At 67.7% G+C, this 22,704-nt stretch carries 24 protein-coding genes and 4 pseudogenes; 12 read left to right on the top strand and 16 right to left on the bottom strand.

The features are described 5' to 3' along the window. Positions 1-77: 77 nt before the first annotated feature. From AC0666_RS28025 to AC0666_RS27995, 7 genes are all read right to left on the bottom strand, one after another. Complete coding sequence (locus AC0666_RS28025; protein WP_478708553.1) at positions 78-299, bottom strand: hypothetical protein; 222 nt, start codon at positions 297-299, stop codon at positions 78-80. Between the two features lie 9 nt (positions 300-308). After that, a complete protein-coding gene (locus AC0666_RS28020) occupies positions 309-635 on the bottom strand; it encodes a hypothetical protein (RefSeq protein ID WP_468588145.1) in 327 nt (108 codons plus the stop codon). Between the two features lie 873 nt (positions 636-1,508). Beyond that, a complete protein-coding gene (locus AC0666_RS28015) occupies positions 1,509-1,808 on the bottom strand; it encodes a hypothetical protein (RefSeq protein WP_468585689.1) in 300 nt (99 codons plus the stop codon). Between the two features lie 101 nt (positions 1,809-1,909). Continuing rightward, a complete protein-coding gene (locus tag AC0666_RS28010) occupies positions 1,910-2,341 on the bottom strand; it encodes a hypothetical protein (RefSeq protein WP_468585690.1) in 432 nt (143 codons plus the stop codon). Between the two features lie 480 nt (positions 2,342-2,821). Then, a complete protein-coding gene (locus tag AC0666_RS28005) occupies positions 2,822-3,907 on the bottom strand; it encodes a lysostaphin resistance A-like protein (protein ID WP_478708552.1) in 1,086 nt (361 codons plus the stop codon). A 637-nt stretch (positions 3,908-4,544) separates the two neighbouring features. Further along, a complete protein-coding gene (locus AC0666_RS28000; protein ID WP_468585692.1) occupies positions 4,545-5,423 on the bottom strand; it encodes a hypothetical protein in 879 nt (292 codons plus the stop codon). After that, positions 5,420-5,725 carry a hypothetical protein gene (locus AC0666_RS27995; RefSeq protein ID WP_468585693.1) on the bottom strand — a complete coding sequence of 102 codons (306 nt, stop codon included), beginning with the start codon at positions 5,723-5,725 and terminating at the stop codon, positions 5,420-5,422. Before AC0666_RS27995 ends, AC0666_RS28000 begins: the two co-directional genes overlap by 4 nt. A 136-nt stretch (positions 5,726-5,861) precedes the next feature. Between AC0666_RS27995 and AC0666_RS27990 the strand changes: the two genes are divergently transcribed. Continuing rightward, positions 5,862-7,520, top strand: coding sequence for a trypsin-like serine peptidase (locus AC0666_RS27990; protein WP_478708551.1), 1,659 nt, complete (start codon positions 5,862-5,864; stop codon positions 7,518-7,520). Between the two features lie 190 nt (positions 7,521-7,710). On the opposite strand, the pseudogene AC0666_RS27985 reads toward AC0666_RS27990, so the two are convergent. The 5 genes and pseudogenes from AC0666_RS27985 to AC0666_RS27965 all read right to left on the bottom strand — a co-directional run bounded on the left by AC0666_RS27985 (position 7,711) and on the right by AC0666_RS27965 (position 10,257). After that, a pseudogene (locus AC0666_RS27985) lies at positions 7,711-7,988 on the bottom strand (hypothetical protein). Positions 7,989-8,081: 93 nt separating this feature from the next. Continuing rightward, positions 8,082-8,309 (bottom strand): hypothetical protein, encoded by a 228-nt coding sequence (locus AC0666_RS27980; protein ID WP_478708550.1) that lies wholly within the window; start codon positions 8,307-8,309, stop codon positions 8,082-8,084. Positions 8,310-8,484: 175 nt separating this feature from the next. Continuing rightward, positions 8,485-9,741: pseudogene (locus tag AC0666_RS27975) on the bottom strand (SpoIIE family protein phosphatase); the annotation flags it as partial. A 162-nt stretch (positions 9,742-9,903) separates the two neighbouring features. Then, a pseudogene (locus AC0666_RS27970) lies at positions 9,904-10,075 on the bottom strand (DUF6879 family protein); the annotation flags it as partial. After that, positions 10,000-10,257: a hypothetical protein gene (locus AC0666_RS27965; protein WP_478708549.1), complete on the bottom strand. Its 258-nt coding sequence runs from the start codon at positions 10,255-10,257 to the stop codon at positions 10,000-10,002. The gene AC0666_RS27965 and the pseudogene AC0666_RS27970, both read right to left, overlap by 76 nt. A 263-nt stretch (positions 10,258-10,520) precedes the next feature. Here AC0666_RS27965 and AC0666_RS27960 point away from each other — a divergent pair, with 263 nt between their 5' ends. The 9 genes from AC0666_RS27960 (at position 10,521) to AC0666_RS27920 (ending at position 17,346) form a co-directional block, all read left to right on the top strand. Continuing rightward, complete coding sequence (locus AC0666_RS27960; RefSeq protein WP_478708558.1) at positions 10,521-11,159, top strand: restriction endonuclease; 639 nt, start codon at positions 10,521-10,523, stop codon at positions 11,157-11,159. Positions 11,160-11,243: 84 nt separating this feature from the next. Next, positions 11,244-11,726, top strand: coding sequence for a hypothetical protein (locus tag AC0666_RS27955; RefSeq protein WP_478708548.1), 483 nt, complete (start codon positions 11,244-11,246; stop codon positions 11,724-11,726). 308 nt (positions 11,727-12,034) lie between these two features. Further along, positions 12,035-13,141: a hypothetical protein gene (locus tag AC0666_RS27950; protein WP_478708547.1), complete on the top strand. Its 1,107-nt coding sequence runs from the start codon at positions 12,035-12,037 to the stop codon at positions 13,139-13,141. 105 nt (positions 13,142-13,246) lie between these two features. Then, entirely contained in the window at positions 13,247-13,453 is a 207-nt protein-coding gene (locus tag AC0666_RS27945) for a hypothetical protein (RefSeq protein ID WP_468585700.1), read from the top strand. Then, entirely contained in the window at positions 13,450-13,656 is a 207-nt protein-coding gene (locus AC0666_RS27940) for a hypothetical protein (RefSeq protein ID WP_468585701.1), read from the top strand. Before AC0666_RS27945 ends, AC0666_RS27940 begins: the two co-directional genes overlap by 4 nt. 69 nt (positions 13,657-13,725) lie before the next feature. Further along, entirely contained in the window at positions 13,726-15,156 is a 1,431-nt protein-coding gene (locus AC0666_RS27935) for a phytoene desaturase family protein (protein WP_468585702.1), read from the top strand. A gap of 175 nt (positions 15,157-15,331) precedes the next feature. Beyond that, positions 15,332-16,108, top strand: coding sequence for an HTTM domain-containing protein (locus tag AC0666_RS27930; protein WP_478708546.1), 777 nt, complete (start codon positions 15,332-15,334; stop codon positions 16,106-16,108). A 15-nt stretch (positions 16,109-16,123) separates the two neighbouring features. Then, complete coding sequence (locus tag AC0666_RS27925; protein WP_478708545.1) at positions 16,124-16,978, top strand: serine hydrolase domain-containing protein; 855 nt, start codon at positions 16,124-16,126, stop codon at positions 16,976-16,978. Next, entirely contained in the window at positions 16,975-17,346 is a 372-nt protein-coding gene (locus tag AC0666_RS27920) for a hypothetical protein (protein WP_478708544.1), read from the top strand. The genes AC0666_RS27925 and AC0666_RS27920 overlap by 4 nt, the downstream gene beginning before the upstream one ends. 49 nt (positions 17,347-17,395) lie before the next feature. On the opposite strand, the gene AC0666_RS27915 is transcribed toward AC0666_RS27920, so the two are convergent. Further along, a complete protein-coding gene (locus AC0666_RS27915) occupies positions 17,396-18,451 on the bottom strand; it encodes a hypothetical protein (protein ID WP_478708543.1) in 1,056 nt (351 codons plus the stop codon). Between the two features lie 190 nt (positions 18,452-18,641). On the opposite strand from AC0666_RS27915, the pseudogene AC0666_RS27910 reads away from it, so the two are divergent. Next, positions 18,642-19,055, top strand: a pseudogene (locus tag AC0666_RS27910) (transposase); the annotation flags it as partial. Here the strand turns inward: AC0666_RS27910 and AC0666_RS27905 are convergent. Next, positions 19,052-20,035, bottom strand: coding sequence for an IS481 family transposase (locus tag AC0666_RS27905; protein WP_478708542.1), 984 nt, complete (start codon positions 20,033-20,035; stop codon positions 19,052-19,054). The pseudogene AC0666_RS27910 and the gene AC0666_RS27905 overlap by 4 nt on opposite strands. 372 nt (positions 20,036-20,407) lie before the next feature. Here AC0666_RS27905 and AC0666_RS27900 point away from each other — a divergent pair, with 372 nt between their 5' ends. Then, positions 20,408-20,980 (top strand): dihydrofolate reductase family protein, encoded by a 573-nt coding sequence (locus AC0666_RS27900; RefSeq protein WP_468587631.1) that lies wholly within the window; start codon positions 20,408-20,410, stop codon positions 20,978-20,980. A 444-nt stretch (positions 20,981-21,424) separates the two neighbouring features. Here the strand turns inward: AC0666_RS27900 and AC0666_RS27895 are convergent, their stop codons facing one another. Together AC0666_RS27895 and AC0666_RS27890 are read right to left on the bottom strand one after the other, a co-directional pair. Next, positions 21,425-22,033 carry a hypothetical protein gene (locus tag AC0666_RS27895; RefSeq protein ID WP_469157070.1) on the bottom strand — a complete coding sequence of 203 codons (609 nt, stop codon included), beginning with the start codon at positions 22,031-22,033 and terminating at the stop codon, positions 21,425-21,427. Beyond that, on the bottom strand, positions 22,030-22,689 hold the full coding sequence (locus AC0666_RS27890) for a hypothetical protein (RefSeq protein WP_478708541.1): 660 nt from the start codon (positions 22,687-22,689) through the stop codon (positions 22,030-22,032). Before AC0666_RS27890 ends, AC0666_RS27895 begins: the two co-directional genes overlap by 4 nt. Positions 22,690-22,704: the final 15 nt, after the last annotated feature.

Raw genomic sequence — 22,704 nt, 5'->3', positions numbered from 1 at the left:
GAACCGAAGTCAGTGCCTCCCCAAGGGGAACCTGGGATGCGATACCGGCCAGCCACTCTCGTGCTGCCAAAGATCAGTTACGGGACAACCCTTAGCTTGGTCTCTGTCGCTTCCATGGCCGAGAAGCCGTACGTGGCACTGACGCCTGCCCAGCCAGCCTTGTGGAGCGGTCCAGTCACGCGCTTGCGGCTGCCGTTTTGGGTGTCGTCGAATGCCTTGGCGAGCTTCTTCCAAGACGCCGCGGCGGCGTCTAGGTCGGCGAAGTCCTGGCGGAGCAGTTGTGCAAAGAGTTCGGGCATGGTGGCTGTTCACCAGCCCCGGAACTTGGAAAGTATGTCTTGCTCGAGGATGTCCGTCCCGTTCGCCAGGCCCCGGAGTCCTTCAGCGTGGTCTGAGAAGGTCTTCTGGAGGGTTTGCAGGGCGTCCCCCCAGCCCTTGCCCGCACTGGTCATCCGAGGTCCGGCGGTCCAAGGCGCGAAGGCCGCGCCCGCATCGGCCAGGTCGGCCAGAGCCTTCGTGAGTACTGGCCGAAGATCCGTCACGAGGACGTCCACCGCCCCGGCTGACGCGCGCAGGTCGGCCTGCGACACGTTTTGGTCCCACCCCATGAAACATCTCCCCTGTTTCTTGATCACGGACATCGTATGCAAAGCGTGAAGGGGAACCACCAGGTTCCATGCCCCCACCAAAATGATTTCGCATGGTGGGATCGTGGAGTTGCGGCGCTGATCTGCGGGAGACGGCCGGTGTACTGCGCGGCTCTGCCAAGGCGTGGGCAGAAGCGAGCAACAGGTGGGCGCAGGTGGTCGACACCACGGACCCCTGGGAGCACCCACCCCTCCCACCGCCCGGATACGCGCACGTGAAGGAAGGCAAGGCCGTAGAAAATGCCTTGCCGAACCCCCACCCGGCTGCGGTGGTCGCGCGGACGGTCGCCACGAGGCTGGGGCAGCTCTGTTCGGTACGCGCTGGACCCCCGACCAGGGACCGGGAGCAGCCCGCCCAGCGGCGAACATCCTGGCGGACACCGACGGGTCGGGCCCGCGTATGCTCGGCCTGGTCCGCGGCCGCGACAGTCTTGGCCTCGCACAGCGTCGGGTGCCACCGGTGCCCCGGCTCCGGGGACAGCCGGCTGTTGATGTTTCCCCGTGATCTTGGACACGGTGTCGTTATGCCGCGAGGGCCTGGTCTCGCCGATAGCGCAGGCGGGTTTCGTGGGGACCGGACCGCGATCCATGCCGGGATGAGGGCGGTGTGCGCGCTGGTCGTCCTCGCGCACCGGACGCGGCGAGGTGGCATCCTTGCGGTCGGCGTACCGGTCCATCGTCCTGTGGGTCTGGTCGGCCGCCTTGTGAACACGCCCTGGAGGTGGCGCAGCTGCTCGTCTGTGAACTCCAGGGCTTCCACGTCCGTGCGCGAATTTCTAAGGGCCCCACTGCCGTCAGGTCGAGCACCGGCTTGTCGTCCAGGCGGACCAGCTCAGCATAGTCAGTCGGGGGCATCCGTGATCAGCGGGGCAGGAAGCCTCCTACAGCCGCCAGTGATGCGCCCAGGCCAAGGTGCGCAACGATCAGCAGCACCCACTCCACGGGGGGCATACGCCACCGGTTGCGGGCTGTCAGTCGCCACTCGTACGTCGCGGAGCCGACGGCAAGGCCGAGCAACGGAGCCCAGAGGAAGGTCCACCAGGACCAGGTGTCAGTGAGGCGGAGCAGCAGGGACAGTGCGCCGATGAGCGCCGCAGTCAGGAACCATCCTGGCTTCTGCTTCCTTTCATTGGCGCGCGGCAAGGCTGAAGAGGTGTTCAACGTCGCATGTCCTCTCGGGTTCGCGGGTGGGATGCCGCAAGGGGCGTGCGGCAACCGCAGTTGCAGCACGCCCCTCCGATCAGTCAGAGGTCAGCTGTTCGTCAGTGGAACATTTCCCAGATGGTGTAGAGGTTGCCGGCGGCGTTCATGGCGGCCAGCGGAGCCTTCCAGTACCAAGACAGGCCGTTGTACCAGGCCTGGAACTCGCTGAACTTTCCGCCGACCGCCTTGGCGAAGCCGGGCACCTTCTTGAGCAGCTTGACAAGCCCGTCGAACTTCCCGGCAGCAGCGGCCTCGCCGTTCGCGATGGACTGCAGCTCGGCGCGCTCGGCCGCGGTGTACTCGACGGGGGAGTTCAGTAGGGCGGTGGCCAGTGACTGGACCGCCTGCTGCTGCTCCGGCGTGGTCACGGTGATGGTGAGGGCAGGAGTGGCGGAGGGAGCCGTGCTCGCCTGAGCGGCAGTGCCGCCGAGTCCCAGAGCAAGTGCCGCGAGTACTGCGACGCCCCCGATGCGTAACGTATTGCGCTTCACGTATTCTTCCTTTGCGTTGTGCACAAAGGGGTGCGGAGATCAGGCGCCTGTTCGTGGAGCCGTCGGCTTGGACACTTTCGGCCCCGAACCGCGTCTGGCTCCGCCCCCCGTGCAATTTTGCTTTCACCGCGTCAGGTCGACCTGGTCCGGGTCAATCTGATGCGTTCCATGCGAACGTAACGCACCAGTCTGATCTTGCCCAAAGAGATATCGACGTGACTCAAGTCACACGGCGCATTCCGGACGCGGCGTTCAGATCGTGGATTTCCTCGTTCCGCCCGCGCCGGTGGTTGCTATCTGCGGCTTACTCCGGAGGACGAGTGGATCGCTGCACCTCGGCGAATCGAGAGATGGCTTGAAACGCCACGACGTGTTCTCCGGCTTCTGACAGGAGGACCGCGCGGCTTCCATGCCGTCGGGTACTCGCCGGAACCGCGACAAGGGCGGATACGTGCCTGGCGGGCGGAGTGGGGGCAGGGTTCAGCTTGCACGGCAACCGGGGAGACCGAGGCCCTCTGGTCGGCGCGAAGCGACACCACGGGCGCTGCTCAGCCGTGCCACCAGCAGGCAGTAGGCCGGCGCGCTCACCAACTCCAGGACCAGTGCCTCCCAAGGCGCGTCCGCGGCAGTGCCCGTCTCTGCCAACTGCCCCAGGACCAGCGCCAGTCCATAGGACAAGATGTTGTTGGCCGCGTGCATGGCGATCACGGCCTCAAGCCCGCCGGTCCGGATGACGAGCCATCCCCACCACAGCGCCGAGTACACCAGGAGGAGGAAGCCGCTCCAGCTGCCGAACCCGTGGGCCAAGGCGAAGAGCACCGAGGCAACGCACACCCCCGGCCACGGGGAGCGCAGGAACCCGCCGAAGAACTGCGTGATCCAGCCCCGGAAGACGAACTCCTCCGCGGCAGCCTGGAACAAGATGAGCATGGAGAGGAGTACCAGCCCTAACAGAAACCTTCCAGGCTCTGGGGCGTCTCCCGCGAAGACGGCGTCTCCCTCCTCTAGCCAGCTCCACAGCGCCAGAACGCCCAATTCCAGCGCCATCAGCGGAAAGGCCACGCCGGCACATATCCCGAACCACGCCCACCGCACCCCACCGGTCACGGCCGCCACGGTCCCCGCCGGACGGTCGCCGCACCACCGCACGGCCAGCAGCACCGCTGGTATACCAGTCGTCAGCGCGAGCAGCCCCACGGCTTCGTCGGCCAAGGGGTTGGTCAGCAGCCGGGTGCTGCCATCAGGGGCGAGCTCCAGGCCCACTGCGGCGGCCACCTGCATGCTGACCCCGATGGCCACGACGAACCCTGCGACCAGCAGCCCGAGCACCACAAGGGCCTCGCTGAACCGCCGCGGCCACCGTTGCCGACCATTCCTGGCCTGCTCGTGGTACTCCGTTCCGGCCGGCGCCGAGACGGGTCCCGGCCGCGGTCCGTCGGGGTACGGGGCCGAGCCGTGTTGCCCCGGCCAGGACGAGTACGTCGACAGGCTGCCCCCCGGCGGGGTGCCGGGCTCGAAGTTCTGCGCCCAGTCTGGTTCCGACATCTCCGACATGGCCGAAGCCACCTTCCTCTCCTTGCCTCCCCGGAGAAGGGGAGGTCCTGTGGCATAGCGCCGTTCCCGAATACTGCGCGATCACGTCCCGCTGTGGTGGTGCGGGGCGAAGGCGGGCTCCTCGGACTTGCATGGGTGCGTACCAGCGTGACGGGTGCGAGTGGAGAGAGGAAAAGCAGCGGTAGTGGGCCGAGATCTTTGCCGGCTCGCCTCGGGCCTTGACCCAGAATTTTGAACATGTCTATGCAGCTTGGGCCAAGCTAGTTGCTGCTGCTTGGAAGTGGTTCTCGTAGGCGATCGGAGACCGCTGGCCAGGGCGGGAATACCGGCGTCGGGTGTGTATCGGGTCAGCCAGCGGAAGGCACCGCCGTGCCTCTCGCTCGTTCGACCTGGCAACGGCTTTGTCCATCTCCTGAGGTTAGTTTGAGCATCCAAGCAGCCCGACCGGCGCGGGTCTGCGTTTCAAGTCATTCCTGGAATCGTTTCAGCCACGGTGAACGACGCGCCAATATCGCCGACTCGACCGCTTCCAGAAAGAGAACCGTGCACCGTTCTCATGGTTTGGCAGGAATAACCGGAACGCGCACCCGGCTCAGGTGTACCGCATCTACCACTCGCTTCTGGAGCGCGTGGCGCCTACGGTTCACGATCACAGGGGAGGATGGGCATGCCGCCTCCGCTTCAGGGCACGTACCCCTACTGCTAGTGCGGCAGCACAGATGCCTGCGGCCAGCCAGGAAGCCGGGTGTTTGACCATGTCGGTCAGCGTCGGGGCAGGGTCGTGGCAGTCAGGGGCTGCGGGCTCCACCCGCAGTCGGGCCCAGTCCTTTGACGGCTTCCCCTTCTCTCGCCAGACCACGATGTAGAGACCCGGCTTCGCGTCGCACCTGATGCGGACGACCGCCGATACCCTCTTCGCTCCGTGCATGACCACAGATCGCGTGAACGCCGACGAGGTCAACGTGACGCCTCCGTCGCCGCCCATCTCCAGGCCATCGGTGGCCGTCATCTCGCCGCCAGCCCGCACCGACCGCACGTCCCATGGGCTCGCGGGCCACTCCACATCCGCAGGCCAGCGCTCCTCCTGAGGCTCAGGCGGCAGCTCGGAGACCCGCCTCGCACACGCCGCACGCTCCGCCGCTTCAGCCGGAGCCACCCGAACACTCCCCCAGAGCCGCGTGACCTCGGAGGGGTTCCGGTCCCCACCTGACCCGATGCGCACCTCGTAGGACCCGGGCGCAGCGGTGCAGGAGATCGTCATGACCGCGGTGACGTGCGGATCGTTCATCCTCATCCGGCCATCGGCGGTGAACGCTTCGGAGAAGACCCTGTCGCCATTGCCGACCGCGTCCTGCAGGCCCACTGAGACGCTGACCTGCTCTCCAGGCCGAACCAACTGCTCGGCGCCACTTTGAAGCGGCAACGGCACATCCGTAAGCGGAGCGGCCTGCACGCCCTCCGCTCCGAGTGACATGAACAGCGGAATCGTCAGGACTGCCGCGCCGATCCATGCCCGTAATCGCTTCATTTGTCGCCTATCTGGATTCGTTGACGATCTTTCACACCACTGCCTACTCTGCCCTCTTCGTCGAACTGACGCACTAACACACTGCGATGCCAGGCGTCATCACTGCGCTCAGGAAGCAAGTCATTGAGATCAAAATGGTTGACCGCACTCGCGCTCGGCACCAGCACCGTGCTACTCACCGCCCCCACTGCCCTGGCGGCGTCGGCCGCTCCCTCTCCGGCCGGCACGACGCTCCCTTCACCCTCGGCCTCATCCTCGTCGTCGCCCCCCACACCCAGCCCTTCAGACTTACCCCGCTCCACGCCCTCCGCCTCGCAGCTTCCCCTTCCGGCCGCACCACCGGTATCCGCTCCCCCCTCTCCCTCCGCGTCCACCACCACCTCACCCCCTGCTTCCCCGGCCTCAACCGCGGACGAGCAGTACTGGACAGCTGAGCGGATGGCCCAGGCCAAGCCAATCGACGCCGCCCGCGGCACCGGGCCCACCAAAGCTCCATCAGCATCCAACTCGACGGCCATTGCACCGCCGGACACGCCCCACGCCGCGCACTTCGACGGCCTCCCGATGGTGGGGACGTTCTTCTTCGACGGCACGCCGGTCGGTGGAAACGCCACCTACTGCACTGGCAGCGTCGTGCGCAGCAAGGGAAAGAGCCTGGTGCTTACCGCGGGGCACTGTGCGAACGGCCTGAACGCGGCCACCCACCGTGTCTTCGTGCCGCAGTACCAGTTCCTCAAGATCCCAGCCAACCAGCCGTGGGGACTCTTCGCGGTCAACGAGGTCTACAAAGACCCCCGCTACCCCGACACGGACCAGACGAGGGCTGCCGTTTCGGACCTGGACTTCGCCTTCGTCACCGTCGCCCCCAATGGCAAGGGCGCGGTCGAGGACGTCGTCGGCGCCCTCACTTTCACCACCTCCACGTCGTACGACCACAACGTGACGGTCGTCGGCTACCCGGCCCACGCCAGCGACAACAGCCAGCACAAAGCCATCCGCTGTGACGTGCCAACCCGTCGGCTGTATGGGTTCCGGCAGATGCAGATGCAGTGCGGCGGCTACTACGGTGGTGTCTCCGGCGGTCCTTGGATCAGGGGATACAACGCCTCGGCCAGGACTGGGGAGGTGATCGGGAACGTCGGCGGAATGGGCGGTGGCGGCGACGTCGACTGGATCTCGTACTCGCCGCTCTACGGCAAGGACGCCCAGGACCTTTACAACGACGCCAGCAACGGCATCGGACCGAAGAACGTCCATCGCGGCACCTACCAGCCTCCGACGGACGGTCCGGTCCTGCCGGGCAGCGGCGAGACGTGGAAGCACGCCAAGCAGATTTCCGCCGGAGACTTCTCCGGCACAGGTCACAGCGATCTGCTCGTCATCTGGACCGACGGCGAAGTCACGCTCTACCCCGGTGACGGCAACGGCGGCTTCCGTCCAGAACGGCAGCTCCTGGCACCCAACGCAGGCTGGAAGCCCGTCGCCACCATCACCGCCGGCGACTTCACCGGCTCCAACCAGTTCGACCTCATGGTCCGCTGGGACGACGGCAGAATGACCCTGCACGGCGACGTCGGCTCCAACGGGCTGGGCGGCGGTACCGAGATGGCTCCCGCGGGTTCCATCTGGAGCCATGCCACCCAGATAGCCGCCGGCCGGTTCAACGCCGCCACCTACGTGACCGACCTGATGGTGCGCTGGTCCGACGGCGAGCTCAGCCTGTTCACCAACGTGGGCGCCGGCACCCTGGGCCAGGAGTACAAGCTCAAGGACCCCAACAGCACCTGGAAGGAAGCCACACTGCTGACCTCCGGGCAGTTCTCCGGCAACCAGAAATGGGACCTCATGGTCCGCTGGGACAGCGGCGAACTCGACAACTACGTCGGCACCACCACCGGCGGCCTCGGCGGCGAGCAGCGTATCCACGGCCCCAACAAGACGTGGACCCACAGCGTGATCATGACCACCGGACAGTTCACCAATGACGGTCTCCCCAACGACCTCGTGATCCGCTGGACTGACGGCGAAACCACCATGTACCAGGACACCCGCATGAACAGCCTCGGCACCGAAATCATGATCGCCCCACCAGCCTGAACCTGCCGAGGCCGACGCGCGTACGGGCCATCCTCAGATCACTCGCGCACCCGGCCGTCGAACGCGGGCCGTACAGCGCCCCGCGCACCGGGGGTTGAACGACCACGCACCTGCCTGAGCCAGTGAGCAAGCCGCAGTAGACAGCGACGGGCCGCACCGAGACTCGGTGCGGCCCGTCGCTGTACCCGGGTCAGGGTGTGTCGCAGGACCAGTCCCAGCGGCGCCGCTCGCCAGAACACGAGTCGTACAGGGCCCGGCCGCCAGCGCCGAACTGTCCGAGCTCAGTCATGAGCGCGGCGCCGGTCTGGATCTCGTCCGCTGTCCAGCCGGTGATGTGTCGAGCAGCAGGCCGTCCAGCGGGCCGCCGACCAGTTCGGCATAGTCGCGGCCGGGCTTCGGGCCGGGCCGGGGATGGTCGTGTTCCTCGCCGTAGATCCGGCCGCGCAGCAACTCCTCATCCCTGTCCATGCAGTCAAGCCTCCCAGCCACCGCCGACCGGGGGGCTTGCCCAGGGTCGCCTATGGCTTGCCCACGCCCTCGGCGGGAGGCTTGCCCAGCCCATCAGGAGGCTTGCCCGGGGCGGAAGCGGGAGCGCCAGCCGCGGGCCTTCTCGGCGGTCTCGGCCGCCTCCTGCTCCAGGCGGTCGCGCTCGGCCTGGTCCGCAGCCGCGACGGTCTTGGCCTCGCACGGCTCGCACAGCGTCGGGTGCCACCGGTGACCCGGCTCCGGGGACAGCTGGGTGTTCTCCCATCGGTCGTTGTCGAACTTCCCATTCCGGCGCGCATCCACTCGATGGGCGGTGCGCACCGGTGCGGCAGGCGGCACGGGAGTGGTGCACATCGGGTGGGCCGGTGGGACGGAGTGGGCCAGGTGGAGGCGGCGCGTTCCCCCTTTGACACGGGCCCAAACGCACCGGGTGTCCCGTACTGCTGCATCTACACTGCCCCATCCTGCCAACACGGTGTCACGACTTGCGGTTTGCCAGGGCAGGCGGCAGCGGCAGCTCGAACCAGACCACCTTGCCGCTGCTCAGCCGGGTCGCGCCCCAGCGCCGCGCCAGGCGGTTGACCAGGAACAGGCCGCGCCCGCCCTCGTCCGTCTCCCGGGCCCGGCGCTGGCGCGGCAGCTGCGGGGAGTCGTCGCCGACCTCGCAGCGCAGCACGTCCGTCCGGAGCAGGCGCAGGGTCACGGGCCGCTCGGCGTACCGGACGGCGTTCGTGACCACCTCGCTGACCAGCAGCTCCAGCGAATCGCTCAGCTCCTCCAGCCCCCAGCGGGCCAGGGCGCGCCGGGCGAACCGGCGGGCCAGGCCGGGGGCGGTCTCCTCCGGGTCGAGGAACCAGTACGCGGCGTCGATGGGCGCGATCCCCTCAAGGCGCGCCGCGAGCAGGGCGACGTCGTCGTCCCGGTCACCAGGGCCCAGTATGTCCAGCACGTCGTCGCAGAGTTTCTCCAGATCAGTCCCCTCGGCCGTGGCAGATAGCCGCTGGCAGAGGCGGTCGATGCCCGTCCACACGTCCCGCAGCCGCGACTCCACCAGCCCGTCGGTGTACAGCAGCAGCGTGGCCCCGGCCGGGGCGTCCAGCTCCACGGCCTCGAAGTCCACCCCGCCGACCCCGATAGGGGCGCCCGGCGGGACGCGCAGCACCTCGGCGCGGCCGCCCAGGTGCAGCAGGACCGGCGGGGAGTGGCCGGCGTTGGCGATGGTGATCCGGTGCGAGACCGGGTCGTAGACCGCGTACAGGCAGGTGGCCATCCGGTCCGAGCCCAGCCGCTGGGCCTGCTCGTCCAGGTGGTGCAGCACCTCGGCCGGGTGCAGGTCCAGCTGGGCCAGGGTCTGCGCGGTGGTGCGCAGCTGGCCCATGATCGCGGCGGAGGTCATGGAGTGGCCCATGACGTCGCCGACGACCAGCGCGACCCGGCTGCCGGGCAGCGGTATGGCGTCATACCAGTCACCGCCGACCCGGGCCGTCTCGGCGGCGGGCAGGTAGCGGGAGGCCAGCCGCACCCCGGTGGGCTGGGGGAGGCCGTCGGGCAGCATGGTCCGCTGCAGCTCGTCGGCGATGTACGCCTCACGCCCGTACAGCACGACCTTGTCGATCCCAAGCGCTGTTTGGGCAACCAGCTGCGAGGCAATGACTAGGTCGTTCTGCTGGAAGGCCGCTCGTCGGTGAATACGCAGGAACACGGCTGCGCCGATCACACGACGGCGGCCCCGCAGCGAGCCCGACGTTGCGGCAGCCCTTCACACTGATCACCCTCACCGTCCAGCTCACCGCGGACTGCGCCCAGCTCCGCCGTCAGTGACAGGCGCGGGGCTCCTACCCCGGTCGGCCAGGGAATCCTGGACGTCCTGGGGCAGCTGGCGAGCGGCGTCACGCAGGCCAGCCGATGAGCCCTGGTTCCAGCGGATGAGCCGGCCGTCGATGAGCCAGAAGTCGTTGCCGGGCCGCAGCGCGGAGGTCTGGGCGCCCGCCCATCAGGCCGTAGCGGGCGTAGTCCGACAGCGGCTCGGAGACGATGCGGGCGCGGCGGACCACCACGCCGCGGGCGACGCGGGGAGCCGGACCACGGCCTCGGTGTCGGGGATGTCCCCGGCCTTCAGGCACTCGGCGAGCTCCGCCGCGCTGGCCTTCCAGCCCTGCACCAGCACGTCGCCCGTGTCTTCATAGACCCACGCCGAGGGGCACTGCCCGGTATCGGAGTTGGGGTCCTTGCCCATGAACCGTAGTGCCATGACCGCCTCCTGCAGCACGCCGTTTGCGGGAAATTGCACACTCCGGACAAGCGAAGCAGCGCCGAGCGCCAGCGGTCCAGACACCTACCGGACGTAGTTCTCCCCACCGCGACCCCAACGAGCAGCGGCGCCGTCAGCAGCAGCTAGACCAGCCCGCCGACCAGCCCGCCCCGTCCAGCCAGCCGCCGGCGCGGCCTGACCCCGGCTTCAGGTACAGGCGGCTGCGCCTGGACTTCGGGGTGGAAGACGCTCCGGCCTTTACACTGCAGGTCTGGGGTGTGGTGGCGGCGGCCGCCGCAGTGGTGTGGGTCGCCGCGAACTGGTCGACGGTGTGGCCCGTCCTGGTCGCCGTACTCGTCGCGGCCGTACTCGGCGGAGTCGGCTGGGTGCTCCTGCGGGCGCATCGCCGCGCGGTCGGCCGTGACCGGGCGTGGCGGGCACAGGGGGAGGCTCGGGCGCGCGAGTTGTCCATGGCTCAGGTCGACGCCCTGACGTGGCAGGATTTCGAGAAGTACATCGCGGAGCTGTGCCGACGGGACGGCTGCCGAGAGGTCGTCGTCAGCGGCAAGAGCGGCGACTTGGGCGCGGACGTCGTCGGTTACCTGGCCGACGGCCGCAAGCTGGTCATCCAGTGCAAGAAGTACGCGCCGCACCGGAGCGTGCCCTCGCAGGACATGCAGAAGTTCGTCGGCACCGCCCGTCTCGAGCACGGCGCAGACGTCGCCCTGTTCGTCACCACCTGCCACGCGTTCACCAGAGACGCGCTGGGCCTGGCACTGCGTCAGGACATCGTGGCCCTGCACCGCGACCTGCTGGGCTCCTGGGTCAAAGGCGCTCACCTGGAGACACTGATCCCGCTGAACGGCAGCGGCGGCGGTGCCAGGCGGCGTCCCTCCGCCTGACCGCGTCAAGTACATCTGCGGACGGACACCGCTGATTCCCTGCTGGGCCCACACCCCTCGCGGTGACATGCCAAGATCGGCGTCATGGTGATCCTCGGGGTACGCATTGAGTTCTACGAGAAGGTCGGCGACGTGGGCGAGCCGTCGCAGAACATGCTGGGCGCGCTCTACCGCGACCACGGATTCAGAGCCGCGGTTGTGCCCGGCGTGGGAGAGCTGTTCTCTCTGACCTCCCTGCGGGTCGGTCCGCGTGAGCACCACATCAGCGTCGACTTCACCGGGCACGGCCCGTTCCTGCCAGTGCGGGCGGTTGAGCACTACCCGACCCCCATGGACGATGAAGGCAACCCACCCGCGTGGTGGGACCGGTCCGCAGAACCTTCGGCGAACGTCGTGCTGCACACCACCATGACGGCCGACCCGGTCCTGCGCCGCAAGATGATGGAGCGTTTCGCCGCGCCGGACTCCGGCTGGGTGGGGCTCTTCCCGCAGCCAGGCACAGAGCTCTCAGAGCTGGACCGGCTCTGGTGGGAGCTGCGTGATTCGCGCAGCCACGCCGCCGAGTAGCCGGCCACCAACCTTGGCCGCATAGCCCTGAACCACGACGGGCTGAAGATCAGGATTCGGCTGGATCCGACCACCCGTATGGCCATCTCGGCTTGGATAGTGCGTCGAGACAAGGCGCCGGTCGAAGCGGAGGGGGCGTTTTCGTGGTGTTCAAGCGGTCAAGGACGAGGCGGTTGCTGTGGGAGGCGACGGCCACCAGGCCGGCGCGGTTCCTGGGGGCAGAACGGCGTCGCGGCTGGGTCCTGTACCGGTGGGACACGGAGTTCGGTGAGGTCGTGCTCGCGCATACGGTGCGCGGCGAGGTGGGAATGACGTTCCCGAGCCATCACCTGCTGCGCGAGCTGACCGAAGACGCCGTGGCCCTGGCCGTGGTCGAGCCCGACTACAGCCCTCCCCACGGACCGAGCCTGGAGGCGATCGACGCCGCAGGCCCCGACAAGTACTACGGCACGACCTGGCGCCGCCTGGAAGGTGTCCTCGGCATGCCCGCCCCCTACTGGCATTCGAACCTGCGGGATCCCGAGCTGATGCTGGCCTGGCGGCCGGGAGCGACCACCCTGCACGTACCGGCCGTCGTCGTCCCGGATCCGGGTCCGCTGCTGCGCCTGGCCGCCCAGGAGCCCGACGGCACGCACGCGGCCATGGCGGCCTTCCACACCGCCCGGCGCGCGGTGTGGTCCGAAGCCAAGAGCTGCCATGACGAGATCACCAAGCACGTGGACACCAGCGAGGACATCGCCTCCATCGCCATCGCCGCCCGCCCCCTTCTCCCCCCGGAGCCACCAGACATCGCGGAGGAGATCCTGCGCGACGGCTGGCGAACCATCCTGAACCGCACCGACACCCTCGCCGCCGACTGCGCCCGCCTTGGCCACGTCCTGGGCGCCATCCGCTACTTCCCCGGCTCGTGCAAGATCACCGTGGACCCCTCCTCCTGCGCCCAGGCCGAGCAATGGGTATCCCGGCTGCAGCCCAGCCCCCGCACCGCCCTCGCCACCGACCTCGGCGACACCCGCGACCAGGACATCCTGATCGACCCGATCACCGACATGCCCGCCGTCCGAACCAGCGACGGAACGGTCCAGACCATCGCCCCGCAGCGGCTGCCGTCGCACGCACCGCTCGCCGCGCTGACCATCGGCCACCGCTCGGTGTGGGTGACCACCCAGGACAAAACGGTGTTCCTCGCGCCACAGACGGGCGGCGGCTACACCTACGGGTGCGCGGGCGGCGGCCCCATGGCGCTGGCCCGGCTCATCGACCTCCTCCTGAAGGACATCATCCACCCCGCGCCTGGCTACGACGGGGCCCGGTCGCCAGCTGGCCTGCGTCACGCCACCGAGGAGGGCTGGAAGGACCGCACCCCGCCCTTCACCCTGACTCGGACCGAGCTTGAAGCACTGCGCGACGCCTGACTGCCTGTTCGAGTCCTGGAGTCATGAGGCGGGTCGCTCGGGGGGCCAGACAAGCCGGAGGTGGCCCCGCCGGGCGCGCGCTGCGTCAGCTGTCAGGTTGTGCGGTTGGCCGATCTCTTCCCAGGTCGTACCCGCTGCGCGGTCCGCGAGGACGGCGACGCGAACCAGTTCGCTGGTCAGGGCGGCGAAGTCGGCAACGGCGGTGCTGTGCAGCCCAGCCGCCGCGCGCTTCGCCTGCCGCACTGGCTTGATCACATCGGTGCGGTTGTCTTACCACTTTATGATCGTCAAGATCACGAAGGGGAAGTATGAGGCTGAAGTGGCTGGTATGGGTGGCCGAAGAGTGGAATGAGCTCGGGTACAGCAACGGTGTGCTGCGGGGAACGATCGGTACGATCGCGGTCCTGCTCAGTGCGGTGATCGTTGCCCTTGCCCTGCACCGTTTCCGCGTTGCCTCTTTAGCAGTCGCTGGGGCGATCGCCGCCGCCGGAATCGGATGGCTGCTGACCCACTGACCGCAAACCCGGGCAGGCCTCCGGTGAGCGTGGCCCACCGAGGCCAGGAACAAGAACAGGACTTTCAGGATGACGGACGCTGCGGTAGTCGGCTCCGGCCCCAACGGCCTGGCTGCGGCCCTCACGCTGGCCCGCGCTGGACTGGCGGTCGAGGTCTTCGAGGCACACGAGGTCATGGGCGGTGGACTCCGTACCGAGGCATTGTTCGACTCGGAGGTGGTCCACGACATCTGCGCGGCGGTCCATCCGATGGCGCCGGTCTCCCCCTTCATGCGGTCGCTTCCCCTGCGCGAGCACGGGGTCCGTATGATGCGTTCGCCCGCCGCGTACGCCCACCCCATGAAGGGCGGTCAGGCCGCCGTCGCGTGGAACGACCTCGACGCCACCTGTGCGGAGTTAGGCGGGGACGGGAGGCGCTGGCGGAGTCTGATGCTGCCGCTGATGGAGCACTCTGAGGCCGTTGTGCGCCTGATGCTCTCTACGCAGCGGGCCGTTCCGCCGCTGCGGGCTCTGACCACACTTGCACCCCGGATACCGGTGCACGCGTTGCGACTGGGCGGCGGGCTGCGTACCGAGGCGGGACGGGCCTTGCTGACCGGAGTGGCGGCTCATGGCATCGGTCGGCTGCCCTCGCCGGCGGCTGCCGCGGTCGCCCTGCTGCTGGGACATCTGGCCCACACGTCGGGCTGGCCCGTCCCGCAGGGCGGCTCGGGGGCGGTGGCGGCTGTCATGGCTGCGGAGATCGAGAAGCTGGGCGGGAAGATCCATACAGGGATACGCATTTCCAGCCTCGACGAACTTCCCGCCGGCCGGCGCGTCACGATGCTGGACGTCTCGCCGCGCGAGCTCGCCCGCATCGCGCCCCTGCCCGCCGGCTACCTGGGCCAGTTGTCCCGATACCGCTACGGGCCGGGCGCCGCGAAGGCGGACTTCCTCATCGACGGCGAGATCCCCTGGACCGACCGTCGGCTCTCCCAGGCTGCCACCATCCATCTGGCGGGGACGCGCGGAGCAGCTGCCGAGGTGGCCCGGGCGGAGGCGCTGACCGTCAAGGGGATGCGAGCAGAGCGGCCGTACATCATCGTGGTCGACCCGGCGGCGGCGGATCCCGGGCGGGCTGTCGGCGGACGCAGACCGGTGTGGGCCTACGCACACGTTCCCCACGGGGACACGCATGATCCCGTGGGCGTGATCCGGACATCTATCGAGGCGCACGCGCCGGGTTTTGCCGACACCGTGATCGCCGAACGCGGTATGGCCGCGGCCCAGCTTGGTGAGTACAACGCAAACTATGTGGGCGGGGATATCGCGTCGGGTGCGATGAGTCTGTGGCAGACGCTTGCCCGTCCAGTTGCTCGTTGGAATCCGTACCGCACGCCCGTTCCGGGCACCTGGCTCTGTTCCTCGGCCACCCCGCCGGGCCCCTCGGTGCACGGCATGTGCGGATATCACGCGGCCGTGTCGGCTCTCAGAGAGCAAAGACTGCGCGAAGAGCTGTAAGTCAAGCGATTTTCCTACCGCTTACCGCCGATGAGCGGGAGAGGACCCAAAAGCCGGAATCTGCACTTCCATTTCCAGGGCGTCCGACAATCGGACGATGGCCAGAAAGCTTCTTGCTCTGCTTCGCCTGTCTTGATTGAGTTTCCTTGATCGACACGTGAGGGGCATTCCGTGAATGCGAGACGGCTCCGAGGCCTGGTTCCAGCTCGTCTTCCACGTCGGAGCCGCGGTGGCATTGGCTGTGACTCTCGGCATCGGCGGGCGTCCGGGGCTGGCGCTGCACTGGGTGTTCCTGTGGTCGATCTACCAGCGCCAGCCCGCGCTCCTGGACGGGGGCGACAACCTCGCTTACGTCGTCATCCCCTTCCTGCTGCTGACCCGCTGCTATGACCGCTTTGCCCTGGCCACTGGGGTAGCGAAGCGGCTGGTGGAGCGGTTGCCAGGACATCTCCGGGCGGTGGCGGTTCCGTTCCACAACCTGGGTGTCCTGTTGGTGTCCGTGCAGATCTGTCTGGTCTACGTCGCCTCAGGCCTCTACAAGGTCATGGGGGAGGAGTGGCAGGACGGCACGGCCCTGTTCTACGTCATGAGGGTGCCGGAGTTCGAGCTCCCAGGCTGGTCGAAGTTTGTCTACGAGAACGACTTCCTGGTGGTCCTGGGGACCTACGGGACGGTGGCATTCCTGGTCTACTTCCCGATGGGTGTCCTGGTCCGGGGCTTGCGGCCGTGGGCCGCTGCCCTGTCGATCGGCTTTCACTTGTCGATCGCGGTCTTCATGGGCCTCACCGGCTTCGCCCTGACTATGATCGCCTGCGATCTGGTCTTCCTCTCGGGGGCTCTCGACCGCCTCATCGGCCGGGTCCGCAGCTGGCGCGACCGGACTGCTGAGCCGGCCCCCGCAGCTGCGGAAACCCGGGAGAAAGGGGCTGTCCATGAGGCGGAACTGGTCTGACGGGGGTGGAGGCGCGTGCTGACAGCCACCTGCCTGCTGGGCGGCCCGGGAATCACCGACCGGGTCACCCACGGCCATGACCCGGACCGCTTCGTACAACTCGGCTCCCTTAGCAAGGTGATGACTGGAACCGTCATGATGCGGCTGAAGGACCGGAAGGTGATCGACCTCGACGCCCCTCTGGAGGACTACCTCGCCGAGGTACCTCGAGGCACCGGGATCACCCTGCGGCACCTCGCCGAACACACCTCGGGGCTGCCACGCCTTCCACCCGGTGACACCGGCCCTGCCGACGACCCGTACGCCGGATTCAGTGACGCCGCGCTCGGTGAGATGCTGCACGATCTGGACCGGGTGGCGGTGGAGCGGCCAGGCGCCGAAACCTACTCCAACCTTGGGTACGCCGTGCTCGGCCGGGCACTGACCGAGGTATCGGGCTGTCCGTACCAGCAGCTGGTGGACAAGTACGTTTTGGAGCCCCTCGGGCTGGAGGCGGGCACCGTCACGGCGCATCCCCCAGCGGGCCGGCGACTGGTGGCGCGCACTCTCTTCGGCCGCCCTCGCACCCCGTGGACCCTGACCGGGCCGATCCTGCCCGCTGGCGGCCTGTGGTCCACCCCCCGGACCATGGCATCCGTTGTGGTACGTCTCCTGGTCGAGCGCAGACTGGGGCCGCCAGCGCCCACCTGGCGTCGCGGGGGCGACTCCTCGCTGCTGTGGCACAACGGAGCCACACACGGGGCGTCCGGCATCGCCGTGGCACACGACGACGGACGCTGGCTTCTGCTCCACCGCCTCAGCGGCGACGGTGCGCGTACCGACCGCATGGCCATCAAAGAGTTCGAAGCATCGGCCGTTTCCAGGACATGACGCCGCTCCTGCCGCCCGACGGACCTCGCCGACGGTTGAAGAAGGCGGCCCGAGAGGGGCGAACTACCACCTGGGAGGAAATCGCACAGAAGACCGGCCAGCGGCAGCTGACCCGCCTCACCTACCAGGACAAACTGAGCCTTCTGGAGGCGATCGAGAAGAACGCCCTCCACGGCAACCCCCTGTGGTCGGCCGTCCTCGCCGCTACCGGCACCGGCACCGGCACCGGCACCGGCACCGGCACCGGCCAAGCGCTACGCCTTCACCGCGACGTCTCCCACCTGCTCCAGCGGGACGTCCCTGACGAAGACAGCGACCTTGTCATCCAGCTCGCAGCAGACTGTGCCCAGCTCCGCCGTCAGTGGTAGCCAACCCGGAGACGGGACGCGGCGTCCGCCTAGGGCGCCGATGTTCCGTTTACCGCAACCGCCCTGCGTGATACTGCTGGCCGTGGTGCTGGACCGCTTGCTGGGGGAAGGCGCGGGCCATCCAGTCCGCTGGGGCGCCGACCTGGCGCAGTGTTGCGATCTGCCGGTCGTAGTCGTGTCCTTCGGGGCTGGCGTGGACGCGCAAGTAGATGGGGTCGTCGTTGCTGGCGGTGTGACCATCGAAGTAGAAGGCGCAAGTGTGGTTCCACTGGTAGGCGGTGTCCGGCTCGGCGCAGTGGCAGAACCGGTGGGCCACGTTCACCGGTAGACCCCACCTTGCGTGGCATAGACGCTGCAAGAGCTGGTCGTGCCAGCGGGCTTGAGGGTGTGCGGTGCGGGCGTCGATCTTCCAGCTGTCACCGTCGTCCCAGCACTGGACCCGGTAGAAGGCGGTAACAGTGTGGAAGAGCGCGATACGCCGGAGCAGCCCGCTACCCACCGCGGCCCGCCTGGCCCGTGAGCCTTCGAGGCTGGGATAGGCGCTGAGGTATCCGGATTCCACGGGATCGAGCTGCGGGGAAGTCCACAGTGGCCGCATACCGTTGTCTTCGCACCAGCGCCGGTGCCGGCGCTCGATGTCCTCCCAGCTCTCAGCCAGCCCACTGGGCAGAGCCAGTACGAGCGTGGCTGTAGGACCAGAGTCTTTCACCATGTACAGGTGTAGCTGGCGGCCGCTGGCCTTGATGCCGCTCACCCGCAAGCCGGGGATTCCGTGCGGCTCGTCACCGCCTCTTGGCGCGGGAGCCGCGGGCAGCAGCCGGCTCAGGCAGTGCTCGGGAAAGGAGTACCGCTGCTGGCCCAGGAAGGCGTCGAGGTGCAAGGTGAGGGACGCGCCGACCCTGCTCAGCGAAGCGATACCGAAGGGGTGCGCGGACAGATCCGGAGACTTGCCCAGTTGCTCAAGAACGTAGCTCTCCAGCCATGCCTGCGCAGGCGAGGCAGCGGGGGCCGGGTGGCTGGTTCGAAGGCCAACGCGGCGAGGTTGCCCACTGCATTCGGACCAGTAGCGGAGTTTGCGGGACTCCCACGAAGAGCGGTCGCTCACGACAGTGCCTTCCCGACGCGCCCTGGCCCGATCCCGGCACGCCAATGAACACTGACGAGCTGCTGTTTGTGATCACGGTGGTGCAGGCCGGTGCATTACCACGCTCCTTGCGTTCCGGTACGCCGGATCGGGCGGCGGTCGGAACGTGGCCCGCCTGGGGCCATGCCCGTCCATCATGCAACGGATGAGCAACGACGCCACCGCATTCGGTCAGGTCCTCAACGGGATCCGCGTTCCGCGAGTCGACACCGGCCGCCCACGCACGAAACCGACCCGAGTCCTGGGCGACAAGGCCTACTCCAGCCGAGCGATCCGGCACCTGCTGCGGCGTCGGGGCATCGCCGTCACGATCCCCGAGCGTCGCGACCAAACGGCCAACCGCCGGCGCCGAGGGCGCCTCGGCGGCCGTCCGCCCGCCTTCGACAAGGAGGTCTACCGCGACCGAAACGTGGTCGAACGATACTTCGCACGCCTCAAGCAGTTCCGGGCGATCGCGACCAGGTTCGACAAGCTCGCCGACCGCTACCGTGCCGGCATCGCCCTAGCCCCGCTGATCCTCTGGCTCCGCGAACCAGCCCGTGATCATTTGTCAGACACGCCCTAGGTGTATTGGCCCGCAGCGTTGTTCACACGGCTGATGGGCGGGTGTCCGCCCAGTGCGGTGTGGCAGCGGTGGTGGTTGTAGGTGTGGAGGAAGTCTGTCAGGGCCGCGGTCCGCTCTTCGTTTGAGGTGTAGGGCCGCAGGTAGGCCCATTCGTCGAGCAGGGTGCGGTTGAAGCGTTCGACCTTGCCATTGGTCTGCGGCCGGTAGGGCCTGGTGCTTTTGTGGGTGATGCCGGCCGCGGCCAGGGTCTGGGTGAACAGCTTGGCCTTGTAGCAGGAGCCGTTGTCGGTCAGGACGCGTTCGACGGTGATCCCGTGGGCGGCGAAGAACGCGTTCGCCCGGGTCCAGAAGCCGGCGGCGATCTCCTTGCGCTCGTCGGTGAGGACCTCGCTGTGGGCAAGGCGGGAGTGGTCGTCGACGGCGGAGTGGATGTAGCCGTAGCCGATTACGGGTGTGCTGCTCTTGCGCAGGGTGGTGGTGGCCTGGCGGTTGCGGTCGCCTGTCGTGCGGCCCACCACCCGCCACCCGCCCCCGTCGCGGATGTTGTCGAGTTTCTTGATGTCGACGTGGACCAGCTCGCCGGGGCAGGCGCGTTCGTAGCGCCGGACGATCGCTCCGGTGGGGCGGTCGAGCCAGGCCAGGCGGTTGAGGCCGTGTCGGGTCAGGATCCGGTAAACGGTCGAGGCGGGCAGGCCCAGGATAGGTCCGATCCGGGCCGGGCCGAGTTTGCGTTCGGTCCGCAGCCGGCAGACCTTGGCCTCCGTCGGAGCCGGGGTGCGGTGCGGTGTGGTGTGCGGCCTGCTGGCTCGGTCGGCGAGGCTGGCGTCGCCCTCGGCCCGCCACCGGCGGACCCACTTGTGGGCGGTGGGCCGCGATATGCCCATCTCGGCCGCGACATGTGCGACCGGCCGTCCGGCCAGCACACGTTCGACCAGGATCCGCCTGCCGTGAACGGTCAGCCGGGCATTACGGTGGGACACGAAGACCTCCGTGTGTGGTGCAGCTTAGACACCTCCACCACACCGGAGGTCTTCGTCATGATCAAGACCCAGCCCTGTTAACAACGCTCGTGATCAATACACCTAGGCCGTTTCGCTTGGATCACGGAGTGCGACTGCATCAAGATGCCGCGCCACCGATCGCGGCCAGGTCGCACGATCTGGCACGTGTGTGGCTCACCGAGGTGATCCAGATGGCCGAGGCTGTCGAAAAAAGAGGCTGGCGACGACCGATGAGTTCCTCCATGATCCACAGTCATAGATCATGATTGGTGCACCGCAGCCACGAGGGTGGTCGAAGCGTGCACCGGCCGCACCCGTTGAGCTCCAGACACGAGACGCCGAGGAACCGAGATGCGTACCCTGATTAGCACCGCCTTCATATCGCTCGACGGCGTCGTGGAGGGCCCGGGCGGCGAGCCCGGGTACCGGAACTCCGGCTGGACCTTCAAGGATGTCGAGTTCCTCCCCGATGCCTTCGAGATCAAGGGCCGGGAGCAGAAGGAAGCCACCGCGATCCTGATGGGCCGGACCAGCTACGAGGCGTTCAGCCCGGTGTGGCCCAGCATGGAGGACTTCGCCGACTACAAGGAGATGCCGAAGTACGTGGTGTCCACCACGCTCGCCGAGGACGACTTGGTGTCGAACTGGGGCGCCACGACGATCCTGCGTTCGCTCGACGAGGTGACCGCGCTGAAGGAGACCGAGGGCGGCCCGATCATCGTCCACGGCAGCGCCGCCCTGAACCGGGCGCTCTCCGACGCCGGCCTGATCGACCGTTACCACCTGCTCGTCTTCCCGCTGCTGCTCGGTGCGGGCAAGCGGCTCTTCAGCGCCACCGACAAGGACGCGCAGAAGCTGAAGCTCGTCGAGCACGAGGCATACCCCAACGGCCTGCAGCTGAACGTCTTCGACGTCGTCCGCTGACAAGGCTCCCGCGCTCGCCCCGCCGTCACGGCACTCGTCCTGGTCGGAGCGCGGTGGCTCACCTCGCGGACCACAGGAAGATGGCGCTACATGGAGCCCGGCCAGGTAAATAACCGCGGCCTTTTCGTAGCGGGTGGCAACGCCGCGCCATTGCTTCAGACGCTTGATACACCGCTCGACCGTGTTGCGCTGTTTGTATGCCTCACGGTCGACGGTGGGCGGCCTGCCACCGCGGCGACCTCGACGCAGTCGGTGGCCCCTCTGATCCGCGGGGACAGGGATCACCGCGCGGATACCGCGCTTACGCAGGGGCTCGCGGACGGCGCGCTTCTGCGGGTGCGGCGCAGAGCTCGGAGACGATCGTGAACGAGGTCGTCACCATCGGCACCGCCATGGCCGGCGGCATCGCAATGGTGGAGTGGGTACTGGAACTGTCCGAATGCCTCAGCCATTGCGGACCCATGAGGTGAACTCGTCGGCGAAGCCAGGCGGGTTGGCGGCCTCGGTCTGCCGGGCGATCGCCTCGTAGTACTCCAGTTCGTGGACGATCACCGGCACGGTTCGGCCGACAGATCTTTCGATGACACCGGTCGTGTGGAGGGTTCGGGCGAGCTGGCAGCAGGTCTGGTTGAAGCGGGACTCGATCTGCGCGGCGAGTGGCCCGATGACTGAATCCCAGTCGGCGAGGTCGGTCGGCTCGTCGTACCAAAGTCCGAGTTCGGTGATCCACTCCTGGCGAGCTGTGGCCCCGGCGGGGTCGCTGGTCAGGTCGCCGACCACAGTCAGCTCGTTCTGAATCCAGAAAGCGTAGTTCCAGCGGGCTTCTGCCTGGTCAGAGGCGTCCTGGATGCAGCGTCGGGCCTGAGTTTCAGTGTTGTAGCCGATCGTCAAAGTCGGCTGACGAGGGTCGTCCTCCTCGTTGTCGATGAGGAAGGAGACAGCGTAGATGTCGCCGGCGTCGGCGGCCGGGATGGATGCGAGGGCCCTCTCGACGAGATGCTGGAGGTGATCGTTGAACGTCATGGTCGGCCGGGTCCTGTCGGTCAGCGTCATGAGTCCCACTGGTCGCAGTACTCGATGTGGATCTCGCGCGCGTCGCCGAGAATGCCGTCGTTGGAGTGGAGCTCGGTGCAGAAGTGCAGGTAGCTCGGATGGACGGGGACGTATCCGGGGCCGTTTCGGGCGACGTCGAAGAAGTGCCGGGCGGTGTCCCTGAACACCTTCGCGCTGCCGGTCATGAACAGGGTCTCGGCATGGAGATGCTGGTGGAACAGAAACAGATCCCGGTTCTCCTGGTAGTGCCGTGCCTCGTGATCAATCACGGCTTCGTTGATGTGTCCTGGGCCGGGCAGCGTCACGGTCTGCGGACGCCCTGGGCCGAGCCGTCCTCGTATTTCCTTCCAGCGTGAGGGGGCGAACTGAAGCGAGTGGTGCAGCAGCACGAGATCAAGCTGCCGTGTGCCGTCTTCTGGCAGCTCGCGGAAGGGGCCACGGTTCCCCCGCATCGGCAGGTGGATCAGCGAGCGCGGTGAAGAGGCAGCGAGCTTCCATAGCCCACCGATTCGCTGGGCGGCGTCCTGATCGAGGTAGGTGTCCAGGTGCCGATCGTGGTCGATGAGCACTGCGTGGACCAGGGGCCGGGCTGGTCGGATGACCTTGAACTCCGTGGATCCGAGCCGTGCTTGGTGGATGGTGATGGGTAGCTTCATTGGTTCTCCGGGGCG

Source organism: Streptomyces sp. NPDC043680 (assembly GCF_056436685.1).
The sequence above is the reverse complement of the archived record's forward strand: the minus strand, read 5'-3'. Positions and strand labels throughout refer to the sequence as shown.

What these genes read in the sequence shown, in the direction of transcription:
- AC0666_RS28025 (WP_478708553.1), bottom strand. Translation starts at nt 299, where the DNA reads ATGCCCGAACTCTTTGCACAACTGCTCCGCCAGGACTTCGCCGACCTA.
- AC0666_RS28000 (WP_468585692.1), bottom strand. Translation starts at nt 5,423, where the DNA reads ATGAAGCGATTACGGGCATGGATCGGCGCGGCAGTCCTGACGATTCCG.
- AC0666_RS27990 (WP_478708551.1), top strand. Translation starts at nt 5,862, where the DNA reads ATGGCCCAGGCCAAGCCAATCGACGCCGCCCGCGGCACCGGGCCCACC.
- AC0666_RS27965 (WP_478708549.1), bottom strand. Translation starts at nt 10,257, where the DNA reads ATGGCACTACGGTTCATGGGCAAGGACCCCAACTCCGATACCGGGCAG.
- AC0666_RS27955 (WP_478708548.1), top strand. Translation starts at nt 11,244, where the DNA reads ATGGTGATCCTCGGGGTACGCATTGAGTTCTACGAGAAGGTCGGCGAC.
- AC0666_RS27950 (WP_478708547.1), top strand. Translation starts at nt 12,035, where the DNA reads ATGACGTTCCCGAGCCATCACCTGCTGCGCGAGCTGACCGAAGACGCC.
- AC0666_RS27940 (WP_468585701.1), top strand. Translation starts at nt 13,450, where the DNA reads ATGAGGCTGAAGTGGCTGGTATGGGTGGCCGAAGAGTGGAATGAGCTC.
- AC0666_RS27935 (WP_468585702.1), top strand. Translation starts at nt 13,726, where the DNA reads ATGACGGACGCTGCGGTAGTCGGCTCCGGCCCCAACGGCCTGGCTGCG.
- AC0666_RS27930 (WP_478708546.1), top strand. Translation starts at nt 15,332, where the DNA reads ATGCGAGACGGCTCCGAGGCCTGGTTCCAGCTCGTCTTCCACGTCGGA.
- AC0666_RS27920 (WP_478708544.1), top strand. Translation starts at nt 16,975, where the DNA reads ATGACGCCGCTCCTGCCGCCCGACGGACCTCGCCGACGGTTGAAGAAG.
- AC0666_RS27900 (WP_468587631.1), top strand. Translation starts at nt 20,408, where the DNA reads ATGCGTACCCTGATTAGCACCGCCTTCATATCGCTCGACGGCGTCGTG.
- AC0666_RS27895 (WP_469157070.1), bottom strand. Translation starts at nt 22,033, where the DNA reads ATGACGCTGACCGACAGGACCCGGCCGACCATGACGTTCAACGATCAC.
- AC0666_RS27890 (WP_478708541.1), bottom strand. Translation starts at nt 22,689, where the DNA reads ATGAAGCTACCCATCACCATCCACCAAGCACGGCTCGGATCCACGGAG.